Annotated in this window: 16 protein-coding genes; 8 read left to right on the plus strand and 8 right to left on the minus strand. The window is 73.1% G+C overall.

Translation table 11 applies throughout. From position 1 onward, the window contains the following. Nucleotides 1-29: 29 nt before the first annotated feature. Together KV205_RS08905 and KV205_RS08910 are read right to left on the minus strand one after the other, a co-directional pair. Nucleotides 30-4,262 (minus strand): discoidin domain-containing protein, encoded by a 4,233-nt coding sequence (locus KV205_RS08905; RefSeq protein WP_374214653.1) that lies wholly within the window; start codon nt 4,260-4,262, stop codon nt 30-32. Between the two features lie 237 nt (nt 4,263-4,499). Then, a complete protein-coding gene (locus KV205_RS08910) occupies nt 4,500-5,510 on the minus strand; it encodes a LacI family DNA-binding transcriptional regulator (RefSeq protein ID WP_265863544.1) in 1,011 nt (336 codons plus the stop codon). 86 nt (nt 5,511-5,596) lie between these two features. Between KV205_RS08910 and KV205_RS08915 the strand changes: the two genes are divergently transcribed. Further along, nucleotides 5,597-6,022: a hypothetical protein gene (locus KV205_RS08915; RefSeq protein WP_265863545.1), complete on the plus strand. Its 426-nt coding sequence runs from the start codon at nt 5,597-5,599 to the stop codon at nt 6,020-6,022. A gap of 38 nt (nt 6,023-6,060) precedes the next feature. Here KV205_RS08915 and KV205_RS08920 read toward each other — a convergent pair whose 3' ends face one another. The 3 genes from KV205_RS08920 to KV205_RS08930 form a co-directional block, all read right to left on the minus strand. Continuing rightward, nucleotides 6,061-6,708 (minus strand): alpha-ketoglutarate-dependent dioxygenase AlkB, encoded by a 648-nt coding sequence (locus KV205_RS08920; RefSeq protein ID WP_265863546.1) that lies wholly within the window; start codon nt 6,706-6,708, stop codon nt 6,061-6,063. 61 nt (nt 6,709-6,769) lie between these two features. Further along, entirely contained in the window at nt 6,770-7,642 is an 873-nt protein-coding gene (locus tag KV205_RS08925) for an SDR family oxidoreductase (protein WP_265863547.1), read from the minus strand. Nucleotides 7,643-7,752: 110 nt separating this feature from the next. Continuing rightward, nucleotides 7,753-9,111, minus strand: a complete 1,359-nt coding sequence (locus KV205_RS08930; RefSeq protein ID WP_265863549.1) for an aldehyde dehydrogenase family protein — start codon at nt 9,109-9,111, stop codon at nt 7,753-7,755. Between the two features lie 124 nt (nt 9,112-9,235). On the opposite strand from KV205_RS08930, the gene KV205_RS08935 reads away from it, so the two are divergent. The 5 genes from KV205_RS08935 to KV205_RS08955 are packed head-to-tail and all read left to right on the plus strand — an operon-like array spanning nt 9,236 to nt 14,887. Then, complete coding sequence (locus KV205_RS08935) at nt 9,236-10,993, plus strand: ABC transporter substrate-binding protein (RefSeq protein WP_265863550.1); 1,758 nt, start codon at nt 9,236-9,238, stop codon at nt 10,991-10,993. A gap of 6 nt (nt 10,994-10,999) precedes the next feature. Further along, nucleotides 11,000-11,950 (plus strand): ABC transporter permease, encoded by a 951-nt coding sequence (locus tag KV205_RS08940; RefSeq protein WP_265863551.1) that lies wholly within the window; start codon nt 11,000-11,002, stop codon nt 11,948-11,950. Between the two features lie 5 nt (nt 11,951-11,955). Continuing rightward, a complete protein-coding gene (locus KV205_RS08945; protein WP_265863698.1) occupies nt 11,956-12,942 on the plus strand; it encodes an ABC transporter permease in 987 nt (328 codons plus the stop codon). Further along, on the plus strand, nt 12,942-13,916 hold the full coding sequence (locus KV205_RS08950) for an ABC transporter ATP-binding protein (protein ID WP_265863553.1): 975 nt from the start codon (nt 12,942-12,944) through the stop codon (nt 13,914-13,916). Before KV205_RS08945 ends, KV205_RS08950 begins: the two co-directional genes overlap by 1 nt. Continuing rightward, nucleotides 13,913-14,887, plus strand: a complete 975-nt coding sequence (locus KV205_RS08955; protein ID WP_265863554.1) for an ABC transporter ATP-binding protein — start codon at nt 13,913-13,915, stop codon at nt 14,885-14,887. Before KV205_RS08950 ends, KV205_RS08955 begins: the two co-directional genes overlap by 4 nt. 71 nt (nt 14,888-14,958) lie before the next feature. On the opposite strand, the gene KV205_RS08960 is transcribed toward KV205_RS08955, so the two are convergent. The 3 genes from KV205_RS08960 to KV205_RS08970 form a co-directional block, all read right to left on the minus strand. Beyond that, nucleotides 14,959-16,635, minus strand: coding sequence for a carbohydrate binding domain-containing protein (locus KV205_RS08960; protein WP_265863555.1), 1,677 nt, complete (start codon nt 16,633-16,635; stop codon nt 14,959-14,961). Between the two features lie 172 nt (nt 16,636-16,807). Then, complete coding sequence (locus KV205_RS08965; RefSeq protein ID WP_265863556.1) at nt 16,808-17,953, minus strand: LCP family protein; 1,146 nt, start codon at nt 17,951-17,953, stop codon at nt 16,808-16,810. 137 nt (nt 17,954-18,090) lie between these two features. Further along, nucleotides 18,091-18,750: a hypothetical protein gene (locus KV205_RS08970; protein WP_265863557.1), complete on the minus strand. Its 660-nt coding sequence runs from the start codon at nt 18,748-18,750 to the stop codon at nt 18,091-18,093. Nucleotides 18,751-19,356: 606 nt separating this feature from the next. Here KV205_RS08970 and KV205_RS08975 point away from each other — a divergent pair. Both KV205_RS08975 and KV205_RS08980 read left to right on the plus strand, forming a co-directional pair. Then, nucleotides 19,357-20,136 (plus strand): NPP1 family protein, encoded by a 780-nt coding sequence (locus KV205_RS08975; RefSeq protein WP_265863558.1) that lies wholly within the window; start codon nt 19,357-19,359, stop codon nt 20,134-20,136. Nucleotides 20,137-20,238: 102 nt separating this feature from the next. Continuing rightward, a complete protein-coding gene (locus KV205_RS08980) occupies nt 20,239-23,169 on the plus strand; it encodes an AfsR/SARP family transcriptional regulator (protein ID WP_265863559.1) in 2,931 nt (976 codons plus the stop codon). Nucleotides 23,170-23,175 lie beyond the last annotated feature (6 nt).

Here is a 23,175-nt window from a genome sequence, read left to right on the forward strand (position 1 = left end):
GTGCACCGGCCTGCCCGAAGGGCTCCCGACTACGGGTTGCGGTGGATGGTGAAGGTGGAGGTGGTGTTGCGGATGTCGACCACGTTTCCACTCAACTCAAGGCCATTGAACGTCACTTCGCCGACCGCCGGGCCCTGGCCCGCCTCCGGCAGCTCGTTGGCCCACAGTCCGAAGCCGGACTTCGCGTCGTACGCGTCACCGCTCTTGCGGGCGCCCGTCACCGACACGTCGGTGAACACCGTGTCCTTGATGGGGAATTGCGGCTGCCCGCCGATGTAGTTCGTCTGGAACATCACGCCGCTGTAGGTCGGGTCGACGATGTCGACATGGTTGACCCGGATCCCCTGGAAGACCTTGGACGCGGAGAACAGCCAGATCCCGGGGAAGGTCTGCCCGCCCCAGAAGTGGCCGCCGGCCCGGACCACCGAGATGTTCTCGAAGGTCGTCGGCCCGGTCCCGAAGCCGTTCATCGGATAGCCGAAGTCCAGCGAGGAGATGGTGATCCCCGAGTAGACCAGGGTGTCGGCGATGTGGATGTTGCGGAAGGTGTTGTCGTAGCCGCCGTAGACGGCGACGCCCGCCGCCCGCCAGGTCAGGGTGGTGGTCAGGTTCTCGTAGACGTTGTTCTTCTCGTCCGCGCCGCCCGCGTCGATCGCCGAGAACAGCGCGAAGCTGTCGTCGCCCGTCGCCCGGGCGTCGTTGTTGGTCACCAGGTTGTCCGTGGAGCCGTTGGTCATGTTGACGCCGTCGGCGAACATGTCGCGGATCCGGGAGTTCTTGATGGTCATCCGGTCGGTGTTGGCGCCCCAGTAGAGGCAGACCATGTGCTCGTTCCAGATGTCGTCGATGACGATGTCGGAGACGTTCGAGAAGTCGAAGACCTTCCCGGGGCCGTCGATGCGCGAGGTGTAGTTGCCGAAGTAGGCGAAGCCCTTGAAGAGCGAGCCCTTCGCGGTCGCCTCGGCCCGGTAGCCGACGTCGGTGTTCTCCTGCCCGGCCGGGGCGTGGAAGACCGTGTACCAGGGCCCGGCGCCGACCACCTGGACGGCCTTGCCGTACACCTGGAACTTGCTCGACGTCTGGTAGTCGCCGGGCGGCAGATAGACGCCGGTGAGCTTGCCGGTGGCGTCCATGCGCACCTTGTCGAGGGCGTTCTGCACGTCCTGGTGGGTGAATCCGGCCGGCACCGTGTACGTGGCGGGGTCCGGGTTCGCGGCCGGGGCGACCTGCTCCAGGTTGACGAAGTCGATCGCGTAGGGGTGCGAGTTGGCGGCGTCCTTCTGGAGCCGGATCCGGCTACCGGCCGGGATCGTCTCGCCGAACATCAGATGCGCCTCGTCGTAGATGTGGCGGGGCGCGCCGGCGCTCGGGGAGTTGCCGGGCGCGGTCTCCGCCCCGTACAGCCAGGCGTACTTCGAGGTGACGGGCAGCGCCTTCTTGAGGACGCCGTCGACATAGACGTCGATGGTGGAGTCGATTCCGCCGCCGCCCGGTGCGTCGGGCAGCGAGACGCGCGCGACCAGGGTGTTCGTGGCGGCCCGGGTGGTGAACTCGACGTACTCGCCGGTCGCGTCGAGGCTGACGGCCTTGCGGCCCGAGGCCTCGCCCGCGATGTCGCCGACGGTCCGGTTGGGGCCGACGACGGTGGCGCCGCCGCCCGTGCTGCCGTCCTCGGCCTCGTACATGTCGTACGGCATGTGGGCGCCGCGTCCGACGAACAGGCCTTGCACGGCGGTGTTGTTGGCGCGCTTGACCGCGGGTTCGTTGGCGTCGTCGGCGAGCACGGTCCTCACCGTGTACGAGCCGTTGACGGCGGCCCACGGGCCGAGGGTGACGTCGGCGGAGGCCCCGGGCGCCAGGGCGCCGGAGTGGGCGCCGGTCAGGGTCTTGACCACGGTGCCGCGGTCGTCGGCGAGGGTGAGGGTGACGCCGTGGCTGCCCGAGGCACTGGCGTCGGTGCCCTGGTTGCGCACGGTGACCTTGAAGGTGACGGTGTCGCCGGCGGCCGGGCTGGACGGGGTGGTGGTGACGGTGGCGGGGAGCAGGTCGGAGCCCGCGACCGGCTTGACGACGAGGCCGGTGGGGCTGGTGTAGGTGTTGTTGGTCTCGTTCTGTTCGATGACGGCGCCGGGCTCGTCGGCGACGGCGCTCAGCGCGTACGTACCGGCCTCGCGGGTCCCGATGGCGGCGCTGACGGTGGTCTGGGCGCCGGCCGCGAGGGCGCCGACCTGCGCGGTGGCGACCTTGCTGCCGCCGAGGCGGACGGCGAGCGTGCTGGCCGGGGCGGCGACCGGGCCGCTGTTGCGGACGGTCGCGGTGACGGTGACGGGGTCGGACTCGACGGGTGCGGCGGGGCTGACGGTGAGTCCGGTGACCTCCAGGTCGGGGTTGGGGGCGGGGGTGCCGATCGCCTGGAGTTCGGCCAACTGTCCTGCCGGGGCACCGGAGTTGGCGGTGAACTTCAGCTGCACGTCGGCGACCCGGGCGGTCAGCGGGACGGTGACGGAGTTGCCGCCGCTCGCCGGGTCGAAGGAGTAGCTCCTGGCGGCGACCAGGCTGGTGTAGCCGGTGGCGTTCTGCTCGCGGCCGAGCACCTCGACGGTCTGGCTGCGGGCGGACCAGGCGGGGTCGGGGTTGAGCTTGAGGACGAGCCGGGTGAGGTCGGCGTTGGCGCCGAGCTTCACGGTGAGGGTCTGCGGATAGCTGCCGCCCGCGCCCTCCCAGTAGGTGGCGGGGTTGTTGTCGTTGGCGTTCTCCGCCGCGTAGATGTGCACGGTGGAGCTGGCGGTGATGGGCCTGCCGACGGCGAGGTCGGAGCCGGTGCCGCCGGTGCCGTCGCGGGTGACGGCGTTGCTGGGCGCGGACCGGTTCCCGGCGGCGTCCTTGGCGCGGACGGTGTAGGTGACGGTCGCGGTGGTGGGCTGGGTGTCGGTGTAGGTCGTGGTGGATCCGCCGACGGTGGCCCGCGGGGTGTTGTTCGCGTAGATCTCGTAGCCGGTGACGCCGGTGTTGTCGGTGGCGGCGGTCCAGGTCAGCCTGATCTGGCCGGCGGCGGGTTCGGTGAGGGCGAGGTTCGCGGGCGCGGTGGGCGCCTGCGTGTCGCCGGCGTCGCCGATGCGGGTGACGGTGTTGCTGTCGCCGGACTGGTTGCCGGCGGCGTCGCGGGCGCGGACGGTGTAGGAGACGGTCTGTCCGGCGGGCCGGTTGTCGGTGTAGGTCGTGGTGTCACCGGCGACGGTGGTGAGCAGGGCGCCGTTGGCGTAGACGTCGTAGCCGGTGACGGCGGTGTCGTCGGTGGCGGCGTTCCAGGTGAGGCGGATCTGGCCGGTGGTGGGCTCGGTGTAGGCGAGGCCGGTGGGGGCGGTGGGAGCCCGGGTGTCACCGCCGGCCGGGCCGTAGATCTCCAGTTCGGAGATCTGGGCGGCGTTCTGGACGCTGTTGGCGGTGACCAGGACCCGGACGTGGCGGGTGGTGACGGCGTCGAAGGTGATCGTGGCCGTGTTCCCGGTGCCGGGGTCGAAGGCGTAGGCGCGGGCGGCGGTGAGGTCGGTGAAGGTGGAGCCGTCGGTGCTGCCCTGGATCTTCAGGGTCTGGCTGCGGGCCTCCCAGCCGGCGGGCAGTGCGAGCACCACGCGGTCGACGCGGACGGCGGAGCCGAGGTCGGCGTTCAGCCACTGCGGGAAGGCGCCGCCGGCGCTCTCCCAGTAGGTGGCGCGGTTGCCGTCGTTGGCGCCGGGCGCGGTGTACGTCTGGGTGTGGCTGCTGGCGGTGAGGGTGCGGCCGGCGGCGAGGTTGCCGGAGGAGCCGTCGGCGGCGTGCACCTCCAGTTCGGCGAGCTGGGCGGCCGGCCAGCCGGTGTTGGCGGTGACGTCGATCCGCACGAAACGGGTGAGGGCGGCGGGGAAGCCGACGGTGACGGTGTTCCCGTTGCCCGGGCCGAAGGTGTGGGCGGCGGAGCTCTTGAGGGTGGTGAAGGCGGTGCCGTCGGCGCTGCCCTGCACGAACAGGGTCTGGCTGCGGCTCTCCCAGCCGGCGGGCAGCTTCAGGACCACCTCGTCGATGCGCTGGGTGGTGCCGAGGTCGGTCTGCACCCATTGCGGCAGTGCGCTGCCGGGGGCGCTCTCCCAGTACGTGCCCTGGTTGCCGTCGGTGATGGCGCCGGCGCCGTACCCGGACTGGGAGCTGCTCGCCGCGGCCGGCTCGCCGAGGGCGGCGTTCGGCCCTCCGGCGGCGCCGGCGGGCGCGAGCGGGCCGCCGAGCATCAGGAGGCAGGTGGCGACGAGCGCGCCCGTGGTCCGGGCCCATAGTGTGCGTAGTCTCATCAGTTCCTCGATCTCGTCTACGGGAAACACGATGCTGTTCATTCCTTGCAATGAACGCTCAGAGAGTTCCAGAGGACTGTCGAGTCGTCTACGCCCCCGGACAAGACCGGGACAAGAAAAAAGACGCCCCGCTCCGGAAGGGAGCGGGGCGCCGGGCGGGCCGCCGGGGACGGCGGTTCAGCCGAGCGGCGGTGGCGCGGTCGAGCCGCGCACCACCAGCTCCGGCTCGAAGAGCAGCTCGCCGGAGTGGGTCTGGCTGCCCTGGATCTGGGCGCACAGCAGCTCGACGGCGGCCCGGCCCATCGCCTCGATGGGCTGGCGGACCGTGGAGAGCGGCGGCTCGGTGCAGTTCATGAAGGCGGAGTCGTCGAAGCCGACGACCGAGACCTCGCCGGGGACGGCGAGCCCGCGCCGGCGCGCGGCCCGGATCGCGCCGAGCGCGAGCGGGTCGCTCGCGCACACGATCCCGGTCACCCCGCGCTCCAACAGACGTCCGGCGGCGGCCTGTCCGCCCTCCAGGGAGAACATCGAGCGCTCGACGAACTCCTCGGCGAGCTCACGGCCCGCCGCCCGCGAAGCGCCGTACGCCGCTTCGAGCTTGCGCCGGGAGGGCACGTGGTCGGCCGGGCCGAGGACCAGGCCGATCCGCTCGTGCCCGAGCGAGGCGAGATGGCGCCAGGCCTGCTCGACCGCCACGGCGTCGTCGCAGGACACACAGGGGAAGTCGAGCCCCTCGATGGGGGCGTTGACCAGGACCACCGGGATCTTGCGCTCGGCGAGCCGCCGGTAGTGCTCGTGCGGGGCGTCGGCCTGGGCGAAGAGACCGCCGGCGAAGACCACTCCGGAGACGTGCTGCTGGAGCAGCAGGTCCACGTAGTCGGCCTCCGAGACGCCGCCCTTGGTCTGGGTGCAGAGCACCGGGGTGAGGCCCTGCTGGGCCAGGGCGCCGCCGATGACCTCGGCGAAGGCCGGGAAGATGGGGTTCTGCAGCTCGGGCAGGACCAGGCCGACGAGCCGGGCGCGCTCGCCGCGCAGCTGGGTGGGCCGCTCGTAGCCGAGCACGTCGAGCGCGGTGAGGACGGACTGCCGTGTCGCATCGGAGACCCCGGGCTTGCCGTTGAGTACCCGGCTGACGGTGGCCTCGCTGACCCCCACCTTCTTGGCAACCTGAGCAAGTCGTCGCGTCATACGCGCAAGGCTAGCGCAAATCCCGCAAAAGAATTGCGTTGCCGCGTCAGGACCGCTCGGGCGTTCGAAATGAGAGGATCTTGGTCATGTCGCTTCCCGAACCCGCCGATCTGACCTCGCTCGTGCTGCGTACGGACTTCGCCGACGAGCCGACCTGGGAGGCGGTCCGCGCCGCGCTCGACGCCGTGGACGCGTACCCGCACGCCACCTGCGTGGCCGAACGGCGGTTCGCCGACGCGCGCGTGGCGGAGCTGGTCGCCTGGGACTCGGCCGCGCCGGAGGGAGAGCGGATCCACTACGTGTTCCTCGCCGACGCGACCGCGCTGGCCGATCCGGAGCACCCGCTGCTCGCGGTGGACCTGGCCGACGAGCCGGGGCGGACCTTCCGGGTGCCGGTGCGCTGGTTCCCCGACGTCTCGGCGAACCTGTCGCTCGCCAACATGGACTTCGCCGAGTTCGCGGACACGGCCGACGAGGGCGACGGGACCTACCGCGGCTTCGGCGAGGACTGACGACCCGGACCGGCCGCCCCGCCCTGCCGGGCGCGGGGTCAGCGCACTCCGCGCGGCCGGAACTGGACGCTGATGCGGGGGCCGACGGCCCGCGTGGTCTTCGGTACGGCGTGCTCCCAGGTGCGCTGACAGGAACCGCCCATGACGAGCAGGTCGCCGTGCCCGGACGGCAGCCGCAGGGCCACCGGCCCGCCGCCGCGCGGGCGGAACACCAGGTCGCGCGGGTCGCCGAGGGCGAGAATGGCCACCATCGTGTCCTGGGTGGCGGACCGTCCGGTGCGGTCGCCGTGCCAGGCGACGCTGTCCCGGCCGTCGCGGTAGAGACAGAGCCCGGCGGTGGCGAAGGGCTCCCCCAGCTCGCGGGCGTAGTGCGCGCCGAGCGCGTCGCGGGCCTCGGCGAGCGCGGGGTGCGGCAGCGGGGCGCCCTCCCGGTAGTGGGCGAGCAGGCGCGGCACGGCGACCACGTTCTCGTACATCCGGCGCTCCTCGGCCTGCCAGGGCACTCCGGCGGCCAGTTCCTCGAAGAGCGCGTCGGCGCCGTGCAGCCAGCCGGGCAGGTGGTCGACCCAGGCGCCGGCGCCGAGCACGGTGCGCCGGAGGCCCGTGAGGGGTCCGGGTCCGATCTCGGCGCCCTGGTCGAAGAGGGAGCCCTGGAGTCCGGGGATGTCGGGTCGCGCCGTGGTCATGGCTCCAGCCTAGACCAGAAACCGAACACACGAGCGAATCTCTTCGGTCACGGCCTCGCCGTCAGTGCGGGAGCAGGTGCCGGTAGCACTCCGGGTGGGTCGCGAGGAAGTCGGCGAAGGCCTGCGGCGGGTGCCCGGTCAGGGTGCGCACGTCGTCGGAGACGTCGGCCATCTCGCCCGCCGCCACCGCCTCGTACGAGGTGACCCAGCCCTCGACCTCCCAGTCGGGCGCCTCGTAGACCGCGCGCGAGGCGTAGGCCTCCTCCCGGGTCTCGGGCACATAGGCGACCGGCCGCCCGCTGGCCCGGGTGAGCGCGGCGGCGATCTCCGCGAAGCTCAGCGCCTCGGGGCCGGTCATGTCGTACGTGGCGCCGTCGTGGCCACCGCCGGAGTCGAGCAGCACCGCGGCGGCCGAGTCGGCGATGTCGTCATGGGCGACGGCACCCACCCGGCCGTCCCCGGCGGGTCCTCGCAGCACGCCCTCGGGCGAGGTCATCGCGGCCAGGTCGGCCTGGTAGGTGCTGTCGCGCAGGAAGGTGAAGGCGAGGCCGGTGGAGCGGATGTGCTGCTCGGTGTGCCAGTGATCGCGGGCGTAGGTGAAGGTCGCATGGGGTGCGGCGTTGAGGTACGAGAGGTAGACGATCCGCCGCACCCCGGACGCCACGGCGGCGTCCACGGCGCCGGCGTGCAGCCTGACCCGGCCCGGCGCCTCGTGGGCGGAGACCAGGAAGAGCGTGGCCGCGCCCTCCAGCGCGGCCTCCATCGCCCCGGCGTCTGCGTAGGACGCGGCCCGGGTGTCGCCGGTGGCCAGAGCGGCCAGCTTCTCCGGGTCGCGCCCCAGCGCGCGGACGGTCGCCCCCGCCTCGGCCAGCCGGCGCACGACCCGCCGGCCGATCCGCCCGGTGGCCCCGGTCACCGCGATGAGCTCGCTCATGTCCTGCCCTTCCGCCGTGGGTCCCGCCGCGGGGCCCGCACCCCATTCGACCGCGTGGACCCCCGCCGCGCACGCCCGCGCGCGCCGCCCTCCGGCGGATTCGGGCGGGGTCAGCCGGGCGTGAGCGTGTAGGTGCGGGAAGAGGTGTAGAAGTCGAGCGCGGCCCTGCCCTGTTCGCGCGGGCCGGAGCCGGAGGCCTTGGCCCCACCGAACGGCAGATGGAAGTCGACGCCGGTGGTGGGGGCGTTGATCCGGATCATGCCGGTGTCGAGCCGGTCGAGGGAGTCCAGGGCGGCGCCGAGGTCGGCGGTGTGCACGGAGGTGACCAGGCCGTAGCGGGTGCCGTTGCCGATCCGTACCGCCTCGTCGAGGTCGCGGGCCGGCAGCAGGGCGGCGACCGGGCCGAAGACCTCCTCGGTGAGCAGCGGGTGCCCGGACGGGGCCTTCTCCACGAGGGTGGGCGCCGCGTACCAGCCGGGCCGGTCGGGGACGGTGCCGCCGGCGAGCACCGAGAGCCCCTGCCAGGCGCCGCCGACGGCCTCGCGGGCGGCCTCGCCGATGAGCGGGCCGCAGACGGTGGTCTCCTCGGCGGGGTCGCCGACCGGGAGGGCCCGCAGCGCCTCGGCGAGCGCCTCGCGCAGCGGGTCCAGGGCCGCGCCGACGGCGATGACCCGGCTGGTCGCGGTGCACTTCTGGCCGGCGTATCCGGCGACGGCGGCGGCGATGTGCGCGGCGGCCCGCTCGATGTCGGCGTCGGGCAGCACGATCGCCGCGTTGAGTCCGCCGGTCTCGGCCTGGACCGGGACGCCCCGGGCGGTGGCGGTGCGGACGACCTCGCGGCCGACGCCGGTGGAGCCGGTGAAGGAGACCGCGTCGGCCGCGCCGACCAGCGCCCCGCCCTCGGCGGCCCCGCCGGGCACGACGGTGAACACCCCTTCCGGCAGGGCACCTTGGACGAGTTCGGCGAGGCGGAGGGCGCAGGCGGTGGCCTCGGGGGCGGGCTTGAGGACCACCGCGTTGCCGACGGCGAGGGCCGGGGCGGCCTTCCAACTGGGGATGGCGAAGGGGAAGTTCCAGGGGGTGATCAGGCCGGCGACGCCGTGCGGGCGGCGCCGGGTGAGCAGTAGTCCGGGGCCGGCGGCGGGCTCGTGGACGGCGCCGGTGGGCTCGTACGGCGCCTGCGCGTAGTAGCGCCAGACGGCGACGGTACGGGCGAGTTCGGCGCGTGCCTCGGCGGCCGGCTTGCCCACCTCCCGTACGGCGAGCGCGGCGAGTTCGGCGCTCGAGGCCTCGACGGCGGCGGCGACGCCGGTGAGGGCGGCGGAGCGGGCGGCGGCCCCGCCGAGCAGCCAGCCGGGCTGCGCGGCGCGGGCCCGCTCGACCGCGTCGGCGGTGAACCGGGCGCCGGGGGCGGGGAGTTCGACGAGGACGTCGGACGGGTCTGCGGGATTGCGCGAGATGACGCTCATGCGGCGAACCTTCTCCGGGGTGCGAGGGCTTGGTCATGTCCAAGGGCTTGCGCAGTACAATTTCACATTACTATTTTACGGGTCACATTTTCTGCTTGGACTCCCCACCCGGAAGTGACCCCTGATGGACAAGCACCCTCGCATCACCCTCGCCGCGGCCCTGTTGACGGCCCTCGCGCTCGGCACCACCGCCACCGCCTGTTCCGGCTCCGGCGGCGCCTCGGACCGGGGCCGGTCCGGCACCAACCCCGCGACCGGCAACCTCGGCCGGGTCGTCGGCGGCACCCCGGCGAAGGGCGGCACCCTGAACGTGCTGTCCAACCAGGACTTCACCCACCTCGACCCGGCCCGCAACTGGGTCATGGGCGACATGGACTTCGGCACCCGGCTGCTCTACCGCACCCTGCTCACCTACAAGGCCGAACCCGGCGCCAAGGGCAGCGAGCTGGCCCCCGACCTCGCCGAGGACCTGGGCACCTCATCCAACGGGGCCAAGACCTGGACCTTCCGCCTCAAGCAGGGCCTGAAGTACGAGGACGGATCCCCCGTCACCGCGCAGGACGTCAAGTACAACGTGGAGCGGTCCTTCTCCCCCGACCTGCCCGGCGGCCCCGACTACGCGGCCCGCTACCTCGCGGGCGCCGAGGGCTACAAGGGCCCGGCCGGCGGCAAGCACCTCGCGTCCATCAAGACGCCCGACGCCCGCACCATCGTCTTCGAACTCCGCACGCCCTTCGCCGAGTTCCGCTACGCCACGGTGCTGCCCACCTTCGCCCCGGTGCCGGCCGCCCAGGACAAGGGCCCGCAGTACGACAACCGCCCGTTCTCCTCGGGGCCGTACCAGATCGAGTCGTACGCCCGGGACAAGCGGCTGGTCCTGGTCCGCAACCCGCACTGGGACGCCGCCACCGACCCGGTGCGCAAGGCCTACCCCGACCGGATCGTCGTGACCATGGGCCTCAAGGGCGGTCAGGTGGACGACCGGCTCGTCGCGGGCGCGGGCGCCGACGCCTCCGCCGTCCCCTGGGCGGGCCTGCGCCCCGAGTCCACCCCGAAGGTGCTCACCAAGCCCGACATCCGCGCCCGGCTGCTCGCCGAGTCCAAGAACTGCACCGAGATGGTGCAGATGCACACCGGCCGCGCGCCCTTCGGCGACGTGCGGGTGCGGCAGGCCGTGCAGTACGCCCTCGACCGCGAGGCGATCCTCACCGCCTCCGGCGGCCCGGCGCTCAACGACCCGGCCACCGCGCTCATGCCCGGCTCCCTCTTCACCGGCGGCAAGCAGCCCGACACCCTGAAGATCCCGCTCACCGGCGACGTGACCAAGGCCAAGCAGCTGCTCAAGGAGGCCGGGAAGGCCGACGGCCTCACCACCCGCCTCACCGTCGCCACCGGCGACAAGGGCGTCGCCGAGGCGATACAGGAGGCCCTCGGCCGCGCCGGGATCAAGGTCGTCATCGAGACCGTCGACCCCTCCGCCTTCTACGACACCATCGGCGACACCAAGAACCGCACCGACCTCGTCTACACCGGCTGGTGCCCCGACTACCCCTCCGGCTCCACCTTCCTGCCCTTCGTCTTCGACGGCCGCTACATCAAGGAGAAGGGCAACTCCGGCAACCACTCCCTCTTCCGCGACCAGCCCACGATGCGGCGGATGGACGAGATCGCCGCCATGACCGACGCCACCCAGGCCAACAAGGCCTGGCAGGAGCTCGACGGACAGATCCTCGCCAAGGCCCCGACCGCGCCCGTCGTCATCGAGCGCATGCCGCTGCTGGTCGGCCCCAACATCGCCGGTGCCTTCGGCCACAGCTCCTTCGGCGGGCAGATCGACTACGCGACGATCGGCCTCAAGGACCCCGCGAAGAGCGGGAGCTGAACCGCCGTGACCACCACCGACACGCGCCCCGAAGCCACCGCGGCGCCGCCGCCGGCCGCCGCCGGCAGCCCCTGGCGGCTCGCCCTGGCCGAACTGCGCCGCCGCCCCTCCGCCCTCGCCGGGCTCGCCGTCGTCGTCCTCTTCGCCGTGCTCGCCGCCGGCGCCCCGCTGATCGGCGGGCTCGGCGGCTGGCGCCCCGACGAGTTCGACAAGTCGGCCGTCGACCCGTACCTCGGCGGACTGCCGATCGGGCCGCTCGGCGGGATGTCCGCCGAGCACTGGCTCGGCGTCGAACCCGTCACCGGCCGCGATCTGTTCGCCCGGGTCGTGCACGGCGCGCAGGTCTCGCTGCTCATCGCCTTCGCCGCCACCGCCATCGTGGTCGTCGTCGGGGTCGCCGCGGGCGTCGCCGCCGGCTACTTCGGCGGCCGCACCGACACCGTGCTCTCCCGGCTCATGGACCTCACCATGTCCTTCCCGTCCCTCATCTTCATGATCGCGGCGATGTCGGTCGCCAGGGACGTCAACCGGATCCTGCTGATGGTCCTGGTCATCGGCCTCTTCGGCTGGCCCGGCATCGCCCGGATCGTCCGCGGCCAGACCCTCTCGCTCAAACACCGCGAGTACGTCGACGCGGCCCGCGTCGGCGGCGCCTCCACCTGGCGGGTGCTCACCCGGGACGTGCTGCCCGGGGTCGCCGGGCCGGTCATCGCGTACACCACCCTGATCGTGCCCGGCATGATCGCCACCGAGGCCGCGCTCAGCTATCTCGGCGTCGGGGTGCGCCCGCCGACCCCGTCCTGGGGGCAGATGATCGCCGAGAGCGTCGCCTTCTACGACACCGACCCGATGTACTTCATGGTGCCGAGCCTCTGTCTCTTCCTCACCGTCCTCGCCTTCACCCTGCTCGGGGACGCGCTGCGGGACGTCTTCGACCCGCGCGGAGGCCGCGCGTGAGACAGCTGATCCCCTATGTCGGCCGCCGACTCCTCGGGATGCTCGGCGTGCTCCTCGCCGTCGCCGCCATCACCTTCCTCATCTTCTACGTGCTGCCCTCCGACCCGGCCGCCGCGGCCTGCGGCAAGTCCTGCAGCACCGAACGTCTCGCCGCGATCCGCGCCCACATGGGCCTGGACCAGCCGCTGTGGCGCCAGTTCGGCGACTTCGTCACCGGCATCTTCACCGGACGGACGGTCGGCAGCGGCCCGTACGCGCTGCGCTGCGACTTCCCGTGCCTGGGCTACTCGTACGAGAACAGCCAGCCCGTCTGGGACCTCCTCGTCGACCGGATGCCGGTGTCCGCCTCGCTCGCCGTGGGCGCGGCCGTGATCTGGCTGGCGCTCGGCCTGGGCGCGGGGGTCACCGCGGCCCTGCGCAAGGACACCCTGACCGACCGGACGCTGATGGTCGGGGCGGTCGCCGCCGCCTCGCTGCCGGTCTACTTCACCTCGGTGATGCTGATCTACGGCTTCATCCGGGTCGCGGGCCTGCTGCCCTATCCGCAGTACGTGCCGTTCGGCGCCGACCCGCTCGACTGGGGGCGGAACCTGCTGCTTCCCTGGCTGGCGCTCGCCCTGCTGTACGCCGCCATGTACGCCCGGCAGAGCCGGAGTTCGATGATCGAGTCGATGGCGGAGCCGTACATCCGCACCGCCCGCGCCAAGGGCCTGCCGCGCCGGACCGTGGTGGTCAAGCACGGGCTGCGGGCCGGGATGACGCCGATCCTCACCCTCTTCGGCATGGACCTCGGCGGGCTGCTCGCCGGCGCGGTGATCACCGAGTCGCTGTTCGGGCTGCCGGGCGTGGGGCGGCTCTTCTACGGTGCCCTTTCCACCGGCGACCAGCCGGTGATCCTCGGGGTGACGCTGCTCGCCGCCGCCTTCATCGTCGTCGCCAACCTGTGCGTCGACCTGCTCTACGCCGTCGTCGACCCGCGAGTGAGGTTCTGATGCCGCCGCTGCTGTCCGTGCGCGACCTGTCGGTCGTGTTCCCGACCCGGCGCGGGCCGGTGCGCGCCGTGGACCGGCTCTCCTTCGACGTGCCGCGCGGAGGGACCCTCGGCATCGTCGGCGAGTCGGGCTCCGGCAAGTCCGTGACCTCGATGGCGGTGATGGGCCTGCACACCGGCGCCGAGGTGACCGGCTCGGTCGTCCTCGACGGCCAGGAGCTCACCGGGCTGCGCGAGCGGGAGCTGAACCGGCTGCGCGGCCGGCGGATGGCGATGGTCTTCCAGGACCCGCTGTCCAGCCTCCATCCGTACTACACCGTCGGCGAGCAGATCGCCGAGCACCACCGGGTGCACTTCGGCTCACGGCGGCGGGTGGCCCGCGAGCGCGCCGTCGAGGCGCTCGCCGAGGTCGGCATCCCGGAGCCGCGGCGGCGGGCCGGCGCGTATCCGCACCAGTTCTCCGGCGGGATGCGGCAGCGCGTGATGATCGCGACGGCGCTGGTGTGCGAGCCGGACCTGCTGATCGCGGACGAGCCGACCACCGCGCTCGACGTCACCGTGCAGGCCCAGATCCTGGACCTGATCGCCCGGGTGCAGCAGGACCGGGGCCTCGGCGTCGTGCTCATCACCCACGATCTGGGCGTGGTCGCCCGGGTCGCCCACGAGGTCCTGGTGATGTACGGCGGGCGGGCGGTCGAACAGGCCCCCGTGGACGCCCTGTTCGCCTCCCCCGCGCACCCCTACACCCAGGGACTGCTCGACTCGCTGCCCCGGCTCGACGACCCGGACGACACCCCGCTGCGGGCCATCCCCGGCTCCCCGCCGTCCCTGCTCGCCCCCGCGCCGGGCTGCGCCTTCGCGCCGCGCTGCGCGCGGGCCCGGGACCGCTGCCGGGAGGAAAGCCCGGTGCTCAGCGGTCCGGCGGACCATCCGACGGCCTGTCACTTCCCCGCGTACGAAGGCGTCGCCTCATGAGCACACCTCCCCTCCTCTCCGTCCGCGACCTCGCGATGACCTTTCCCGGGCGCGGGTCCCGCTCCGCCCGGGTGCGGGCCGTGGACGGCGTCTCCTTCGACATCGCCCGGGGCGAGACCCTGGGCCTGGTCGGGGAGTCCGGCTGCGGCAAGTCGACCACCGGACGGATGATCGTCCGGCTGCTCGAACCCACCTCCGGCACCGTCACGTACGACGGGCGGGACATCAGCCGGCTCTCCGCGCGGGCGCTCAAGCCGCTGCGCCGCGAGATCCAGATGGTCTTCCAGGACCCGCACTCCTCGCTCAACCCGCGCCGTACGGTGTCCCGGATCATCGCCGATCCCCTGCTGGTCCAGGGGAGTTCGGCCGCCGAGGCCCGGGCGCGGGCGGCCGAGCTCCTGGAGCTCGTGGGGCTGCTCCCGGAGCATCTGGACCGGTTTCCGCACGAGTTCTCCGGCGGTCAGGCGCAGCGGATCGGCATCGCGCGCGCCCTGGCGACCGGGCCGCGGCTGGTGGTCGCCGACGAGCCGGTGTCGGCCCTGGACGTGTCCGTACAGGCGCAGATCGTCAATCTGATGGGGCGGCTGCAGCGGGACCTCGGTCTGTCGTACCTCTTCGTCGCCCACGATCTGTCGGTGGTGCGGCGGGTCTGCGACCGGGTGGCGGTGATGTATCTGGGGCGGATCGTGGAGATCGGCCCGAAGGAGCGGGTGTACGGGGCGCCCGCGCACCCCTACACCCGGGCGCTGCTCTCGGCGGTGCCACTGCCGGACCCGGCGGCCGAGCGGGCCCGGGAGCGGATCACCCTGCTCGGCGACCCCCCGAGCCCGGCCGCGCCGCCCCCGGGCTGCACCTTCCATCCGCGCTGTCCGAAGGCGCAGGCGCTGTGCCGGACGGAGTCTCCCCCGCTGCGGCGGACCGCGGCGGGGGAGGCGAGGGAGGTGGCCTGCCACTTCCCGGAGGGGGGCTGAGTCCTGGGGCCCGGCCGGTCACGGGGGGCCGGCCGGGTCCCGGGGAGGGCCGCCGGTCCCGGGGACCCGGGTCAGCCGGTGAAGCCGGCGGTGATCCGGGTGAACTCCCAGTCGCTCTGGGCGATGCCGGAGCAGGTCTCGGTCACGCCGCCGCCCGCGCAGCCGCGGTCGCGGTTGACGGACCAGAAGGCGAGCCGGGCGATGTGGTTGGCGTTGGCCCAGTCGCGGATCTGCGTCCAGATCTGCTGCGTGGTGACCTCCTGCTGGTCGGAGAGGCCGTTCATGCCGGAGATGCCGACGTGGGCGTAGGCGGTGGCGTCGTCCCAGCCGTAGACCGACTTCAGCTTGTTCTTGAGGCCGTTGGCGGCGTTGACGGTGTTGCCGTACATGTCGGCGCCGCCGCCGAAGTCGAAGGGCATGATGGTGAAGACGTCGATGTTCGCGTTCAGCGCCTTGGACTGCTCGATCAGCCGGTTGCCGTAGTAGGTGGGGCCGGTGGTCGAGGTGCCGAAGGTGAGGATGGTCCGCAGGCCGGGGTTGTTGGCCTTGACGATCTTCAAGGCGCCGAGGATGCGGTCCTGGACGGCCGCGTTCTCGAACTCGTCGGTGTTCTCGATGTCGACGTCGATCGACTTCAGGCCGTAGGCGTCGATGACCTTCTGGTAGGCGCCGGCCAGGGCCTCGGGTGTCGAGCAGTTGGGGCCGAGCTTGTTGCCGGACCAGCCGCCGATCGACGGGACGATGTCGCCGCCGGCCGCCCGGACGGCGGCGATGGTGGACTGGTCGACGCCGCCGGTCAGCGGGCGCTGCCCGTCCCAGGCCGGGTTGCAGCCGCCGGAGGAGAGGATGAAGGCCATGGTGAAGGTCTTGATGCCGGTGGCGTTCATGACGGTGGCGGGCGCCGGCGGGTTGCCCCAGCCGAGGTAGAGGTAGGGCGCGGCCTGCTTGAAGCCGGTGCCGCCACCCCCGCCGCCGGCCTCGGTGGTGACGGTGGCGGTGTTGGAGGCGGGCGAGACGTTGCCCGCGGCGTCCCGGGCCTTCACGGTGAAGGTGTACGAGGTGCTCGCGGCGAGCCCGCCGACGGTGGCCGAGGTGCCAGTGACCGTGCTGACCTTGGTGGCGCCCTGGTAGACGTCGTACCCGGTGACGCCGACGTTGTCGGTGGCGGCTGCCCAGCTGAGGGTCACCGCGGAGGCGGTCTTGGACGCCACCTGGAGACCGGTGGGCGCACTCGGCGCCTGGGTGTCGGTGCCGCCGCCCCCGCCGCCGGGGCCGTCGAGGCTGATGTCGTCGGCGTGGTAGGTGCCCTGGCCGTACCAGCCGTGGGTGTAGACGGTGGCGCTGGTCTGGCTCGCGCCGGTGGTGAAGCTGAGCGACAGGCGCTGGTACGAGGGCGCGGACGCGGTCCAGGTCGAGGTGCCGCCGTCGACGCCGAGGTACACGTAGGTGCCGCGTACCCAACCGGACAGCGTGTAGGTGGTGTTGGGCTGCACGGCGACGGTCTGGGCGCAGCGGGCGTTGTCGGACGCGCTCGCGGCACCCGCCAGGGCCTTGGTGCCGCTGTGCACGGGGGTGGTGACGACGGAGCCGGTGCCGCCGGAACAGCTCCAGCCGGACAGGGTGCCGGACTCGAAGCCCGGGTTGCTCAGCAGTTCGGCGGCCTGAGCGGGGGCGGGCAGGGCGACCAGGGCCGCCGCGCCGAGGAGCGACGCGCCGAGCGTCGCCACCAGGCGGTTGCGGACGAGCACCGTACCTCCAGGGGGAGTTGTGGGGGCGGGGGAGCGTGCGGGGACTGCCGGGGAGTGCGGGAGGACAAGCGCGTCACAGATTGGACTGGACCAATGCGTCCGTCAAGCCCCCGTCTCACTCCCCGCCCGCTTTCCGCACGCCACCGGGGCCTCGACTCCCTGTCTGACCTGCCTAGTTGGTGGCAGGGCGAAGCCGGTCGATCGGATGGGTGTCGACGTAGTCCCCGACCTCGTCGTCCTTGTACGCCTGCCAGAGCGCCGTGCAGCGCGCCCGGTCGAGGTAGACCACCGACTGGCCCTTCTCCATGCCGGTGCCCTTCACCGGAGCGTTCATGAAGGTCATGTCCCCGGACCGCACCTCCCGCATGTTCCAGACCAGTTCGCGCATCTCGTCGTCACCGAAGCGCTCGTCGACCGAGACCGTCTCGGTGAAGATGTCGAGGGTCTCCTTCAGCCGCAGCGGATCCTTCAGGGAGGCGGAGTCCATCACCTTCTCCAGGACCGTGCGCAGATAGTTCTGCTGCCGGTGGGTGCGGTCGAAGTCGCCGTTGGGCAGGTCCTTGCGCTCCCCCACGTAGTCCAGGGCCTGTTCGCCGTTCAGGTGCCGGCGCTCGCCGTCCGACATGATGATGTCGACGCCGCCGACGGCGTCGGTCAGCTTGCGGAAGCCGTTCCAGTCGATGACGGCGAAGTGGTCGACCCGGACGTCGGTGAGCCGCTGCACGGTGTCGATGAGCAGCGGCGGGCCGCCCCAGGAGAAGGCCGCGTTGAGCTTCGCCCGGCCCCGGCCGGGGATGTCCACCCAGGAGTCGCGGGGCAGCGAGACGACATAGGCGGCGGAGTGGTCGGCCGGGATGTGCACCAGCATCATCGCGTCGCTGCGCTGGTCGCCGTACTTCCACAGTCTGCCCTTGGCGTCGCTGCCGGTGGTGGGCACGTCGGAGCGCGAGTCGAGGCCCATGAGCAGGAAGTTCTGGCCGCCCTTGGACGCGGCGGGCACCGGCGCGTCGGTCGGGAAGGTCTGCGGGATGCGCTGCACCCGGTCGGTGTAGTGCTGGTACGCCCAGTAGCCCGCCCCGGCGGTCAGGAGCACCGCCGCGACGAAGAGCGCGAGGGCGCTCAGGAGGACGGTCCGGCCCTTGGGGCGGCGCCGCTTCCTGGGCGCGGGGCCCTGCGGGGCGCCGTCCGACTCGGCACCGTCCTGCTCTGTGCCGTCCTGCTCGGCGGCGGGCTGCTCTACTCCGTCCCGCTCCACGCCGTCCTGCTCTGCGGCGGGCTCCCGCCCTTCCGCCTGCTCCTGCATGTCGTGCGCGCTCATGGCCGCGTCTCCCCCCTCCACGGCCCCCGCCGCGGATCACCCACCGGGCCCCCAACGCACCCCGCCGGGGGCGTACTTCAGGCCACCAGGATGCCGAAGATCGGCGGGGTGCGCATCGGGTCGGGGGAACCGGGCGGTTACCCGGTCACGGTGATCCGCTGGGCGGGGTCGGTGGTGTCGGTGATCTGGTACGTGGCGCTGAAGGTCGCGGACTGGTCGCCGGTCGGGCAGAGGAAGCCGCCGGTGACGGTGGCGGGGACGGGAGCGCCGCTGATGGCGAGGGTGGACGGGGCGCCGTTGGTCCAGGCGCCGTTGACGGCGGTGGGGCCGGCGGGCGAGGCGGTGATGGTGCAGGCGGCGAAGCCGCTGGTCTTGAGGACGACACCGCCCTTGGGGATGGTGAAGCCTCCGGTGGCCGGGGCGCCGTTCTGCGCGGACAGCGTCCAGGCGCCGTTGGTGGCGTTGGCGGTGACGCTCACGCTGACGCCGAAGACGCTGGTGGTGCAGCCGCTGAAGGTGGGCGGGTTGATGGTGGCGCTGACCGGCCCGGCGTCGTTGTGGTTGGCGGGTGCGGCGGGGACCTGGTTGTTGGCGCCGGTGCCAGGCACGGACGCGGAGACCGTGCAGGTCATGGTGGTGGACCCGGCCACGAAGGTGGCCTTGCCGGTCAGCTTGGCGGCGAAGGAGTGGCCGGCCGGCAGCAGTGTGGTGGAGGCGGCGGCCTGGGTGCCGGCGCCGCCGAAGGCGAGAGCGGCGGCCGCGGCGAGTCCGGTCGCGGAGACGAGCAGCTTGGACATGGGGATCTCCTCGGTTGCGGTGTGTGGGGAGCGAGGAGGTGCGGATGCGCGTGGGGTGGGGGACACGCGCGGTGGCTCAAGAGAAGTGACTTGAGAGTAGAACCGACCGGTAGTGACGTCCAGGCAGGTTTTCCGCCACTGCTGATGGATTGTCAGAAGGTTGGCGCGACCGCGTACTTGACCGGGATCCCGGGACCGATCCCCGCCCGGATCCGCCCCGCCCTCTCGGGTCCAGTGGACACGCCACCGCCCCCGGAGCGGAGCCTCGTCCCGGGGGCGGCGATGAGCGGCGATGTCGGCGCACGACGCTCGGCACGGGATCCGAGAGCCCCCACGGCTCTCGTTCGGAAACGACCCCGGCACCTCCGATCCTGCCGTGTCCCGGCGCCCGGTTCGATGATCGACGGGCCCCTCCCACACGATCCGGGGAAGCCGGGGGCGCGCCTTGACGGCCCGCGCGCCCCGCCGCGCGCCCGCCGGACCGGCGGGGCACGGAGGTTCCGGGCGGCGCTTCCGGAGTCGTCACTCCCTGTTCCCCGCAGGGTGGTTGACGCTCCGTACGGGCGACTGCGAAGGTCTGGCACCACCCCCACTCAAGGAGTTGACGTGCACCTGACCTCCGCGCCGCGGCGGCGCCGCCGTACGGCGCTCGCCGCCCTGCTGTGCGCCCTCGGACTCGTCGTCGGCGTCCCGGCCACCGCCCAGGCGGCCGTGCTCCCGCCGCTCCCGCAGAACGCCGACGGCCTCGACCAGACCTTCGCCCCGGCGTACGACTTCGACACCGACGGCTGTTACATGACCGCCGCCATCGGCTCCGACGGAACGCTCAACCCCGGTCTGAAGCTCGGCGGCACGGTCAACGGCCAGTGCCACGACCCGGCCCAGCTGGCCGCCGCGAACAGCTACTCGCGCGCCAAGTGCAACAACGGCTGGTGCGCCGTGATCTACGCCGGCTACTACGAGAAGGACCAGGCGACCTGGGGCCCGCTGGCGATCGGCCACACCCACGACTGGGAGCACATCGTCGTCTGGATCAGCGACAACCAGGTCAAGTACGTGTCGGCCTCGCAGCACAGCGGCTACCAGATCGCCGACCGCTCGACGATCCGCTTCGACGGCACCCACCCCAAGATCGTCTACCACAAGGACGGTCTGTCCACCCACTGCTACCGCTTCGCCAACTCCTCCGACGACCAGATCGAGAACTCCACCGGCGGCTGGTTCTACCCGCGCCTCGTCGGCTGGAACGGCTACCCAGCGGGACTGCGGGACCGGCTGACGGCGGCGAACTTCGGTTCGGCCACCCTCAAGATCGACGACGCCGACTTCTCGTACGCCCTGTCGAACGCCAAGCCGGCGGGCATCCCCTTCGACCCGAACGCCTAGACACGCCCGGAAGGGGCCGAAACCGGCCGCCTGCCGAACGACCCGGTCCCGGCGTTGGGGATACTGGAAGGCCCACGGGATCGAGGCGACAGGGAGGGCTGGGTGGAGTTCCGCCTGCTCGGGACGGTGTCCATCACGGCCGAGGCGGGTGAGCTGCCGCTCGGCCCCGCCAAGCGGAGAAGCGTGCTCGCGGCGTTGCTGCTGCGCGCCAACTCCGTCGTACCCGTCGACCGGCTGATCGACACGGTGTGGGCGGAGGACCCTCCGGCCCGGGCCCGCACGGTCGTCCAGGGGCATGTCTCCCGGCTGCGCGCGCTGTTCGAGCAGGGGGGCGCGGACGACTACGGGGTGGAGCTGGCCACCCGTTCCCAGGCCTACGAGCTGCGCATGCCGGACCGGCTCCTCGACACCCACCGCTTCGAGGAGCTGGTCCAGCTCGCCGGGCACCAGAAGCACCCGGGCGACGCCGTCCTGATGCTGCGCGAGGCACTCGCGCTGTGGCGCGGCCCGGCGCTGACCGGGACGGTGGCCAGCGAGCCGCTGCTCGTCGCCGCGCAGGCCCTGGAGGAGACCCGGCTGGTCACGGTCGAGCAGCTCGCGGCGGCGTACGGGCGGCTCGGCGAGCACACCCGGGCCGCGGCCGTCCTGCGCGCCGAGGCCTCGGCGAACCCGCTGCGCGAGTCCCTGACGGCGGCCCTGATGCTGTCGCTGTACCGCGCGGGCCACCAGTCGGACGCGCTCGACTGCTACCACCGCACCCGAGGCCTGCTCGCCGACGAGCTCGGCGTCGACCCGGGCCCGGCGCTGCGCGCCGCGTACGAGGCCGTGCTGCGCGGCCTCACGACCACGCCCCCGCAGACGGTCGCCGTCGCCGCTGTCGCCGACGGGCCGGTACGGGCCGAGCACCCGCCGCGGCCCGCCGCGACCGACGAGATCACGCCCTCCGTGGCGGCGGTACGGGACGCGGACGCCGGGCCCGGGACGGGCCCCGGTGCGGGTACGGATGCGGGTGCGAGCCCTGGTGCCGGCGCCGTCCCCGGCCCGGCCGGTCATCACGCCTTGGCGGAGATGCCGGTCGATGGTGCGGCCACCGGAACGGGACCCGGTACGGGTACGGGCGCCGGTGCCGGGGCCCCGCAGTGGCCCGCGCCCGATCTGCTGCCCCGCACCCCGCGCGGCTTCCTCGGGCGCGAACGCGAACTGGAAGAGCTGGACGCGGCCGTGGACGCCGCCCGCGTCGCGATCGTCACCGGCCCCGCCGGGGTCGGGAAGACGGCGCTCGCCCTCCAGTGGGCGCACCGGCGCGCGCCGCGCTTCCCCGACGGCGTGCTCTACGCCGACCTGCGCGGCTTCAGCCCCGACGAGGGTCTGGACGCGGCCGATGTCCTGCGGGAGTTCCTGCTCGCGCTCGGCGTGCCGCCGCGCCGGGTGCCGGAGTCGCCGACGGCCGCCGCCGCGCTGTACCGCTCGCTGACCGAGGACCGGGCGCTGCTGGTCGTCCTCGACAACGTGCGCGGCGCCGACACCGCCGGGCCGCTGCTGCCGGCCGGCGCGCGCAGCGCCGCCGTGGTGACCTCCCGGCTGCGGCTCGGCGGGCTCGTCGTCTCCGAACTGGCCCGGCCGGTGCCGCTCGGCGTGCTCGGCGTCGACGAGTCGGCGGCGCTGCTCGCGGCGGCCGTCGGCACCGACCGGGTGGCCGCCGAGCCGGCCGCCGCGCGGCTGCTCGCCTCGCTCTGCGACGGGCTGCCGCTCGCACTGCGGGTCACGGCGGCGCAGCTGGCCGCACGCCCGCACTGGCGGCTGTCCGATCTCGCCGCCGAACTCGCCGACGAACAGCGGCGGCTCGCCCTGCTGTCGGTGGACGGCTGCGCGGGCCCCGACGCGCAGGGCGTGGCCGCCGCGCTGCACCTCACGGTGCAGGGGCTGCCGGAGGAGGCGGCCCGGCTGTTCCGGCAGATCGGCGCGCTGCCGGGCCCCGATCTGGACCGGAACGCGGCGGCGGCGCTCCTCGAACGGCCGCCGGCGGTCGCCGCCGAGGCCCTGGACCGGCTCTGCGACGCACACCTCCTCACCGAGTACGCGCCGGGCCGGCACACCCTGCACGATCTGGTCCGGCTCTACGCGCGGCGACTGCGCCCCGACGACGCGGCGCTGCTGCGGCTGCTCGACCACTACATGTACACGGCGATGGCGGCGACGAAGACGGCCGAGCCCGACGACCTGCCGTGCTGCACACTGCCCGGGAACGCCCACCGGCCGCCCGCCACGCCGCACTTCGCGGGGCGTGACGCGGCGCTGCTCTGGTACGCGGCCGAGCGCGACAACCTCGCCGCGGCGGTCGCCGCCGCCCGGGCGGCCGGGCACCACGACCGGGCCTGGCGGCTCGCCCTGCTCCAGTGGCCGTACATGCTGTGGAACAGCCACGACGGCTGGGTGCCGCTCCTGGAGGCGGCGGTCGACTCGACCGCCCGCGAGCACGACCCGGACGCCGAGTCCCGGGCCCGCGCGCTGCTCGGCTGGCTCCTCACCCAGGAGGACCGCCTTCCCGAGGCCCTGGTCCACCTCCGCCTCGCCCCCGGCCTCGCGGCCCGCGCCGGCGAGCCGTCCAGCGAGGCGACCGCCCTGGTCAACCTGGCGGTCGCGCTCGACGCCTCCGGCGTCTCCGAGGAGTCCCTCGCGCACACCGCCCGCGCGATCGCCCTCGTCCGGGACGGCGACGACGTCATCACCGAACTCCTCGCCCTGGAGCACCGCGCCCAGCAGCTCCTCGCCGCCGGCGACCCCGCCGGCGCCCTCGCCTGTGCCCGCCGCGGCCTCACCCTCGACGGCGACACCGTCAACGGCCTCCTCGGCGTGCGCCACAGCATGCTCACCGCCACCATGGGCGCCGCCCTCCTCGACCTCGGCGACCCCACCGCCGCCGCACCCGCTCTCACCCGCGCCCTCGAACTGGGCCTGGCGCACGGCTACAAGGAAACGGTTCAGCGCGCGGAGAAGGAGCTCAGGCGCCTGCGGGAGACGGTCGGGGGCTGACGCGCC

Origin of the sequence: Streptomyces sp. SKN60 (assembly GCF_026236535.1) — a bacterium.
Lineage (GTDB): Bacteria > Actinomycetota > Actinomycetes > Streptomycetales > Streptomycetaceae > Streptomyces.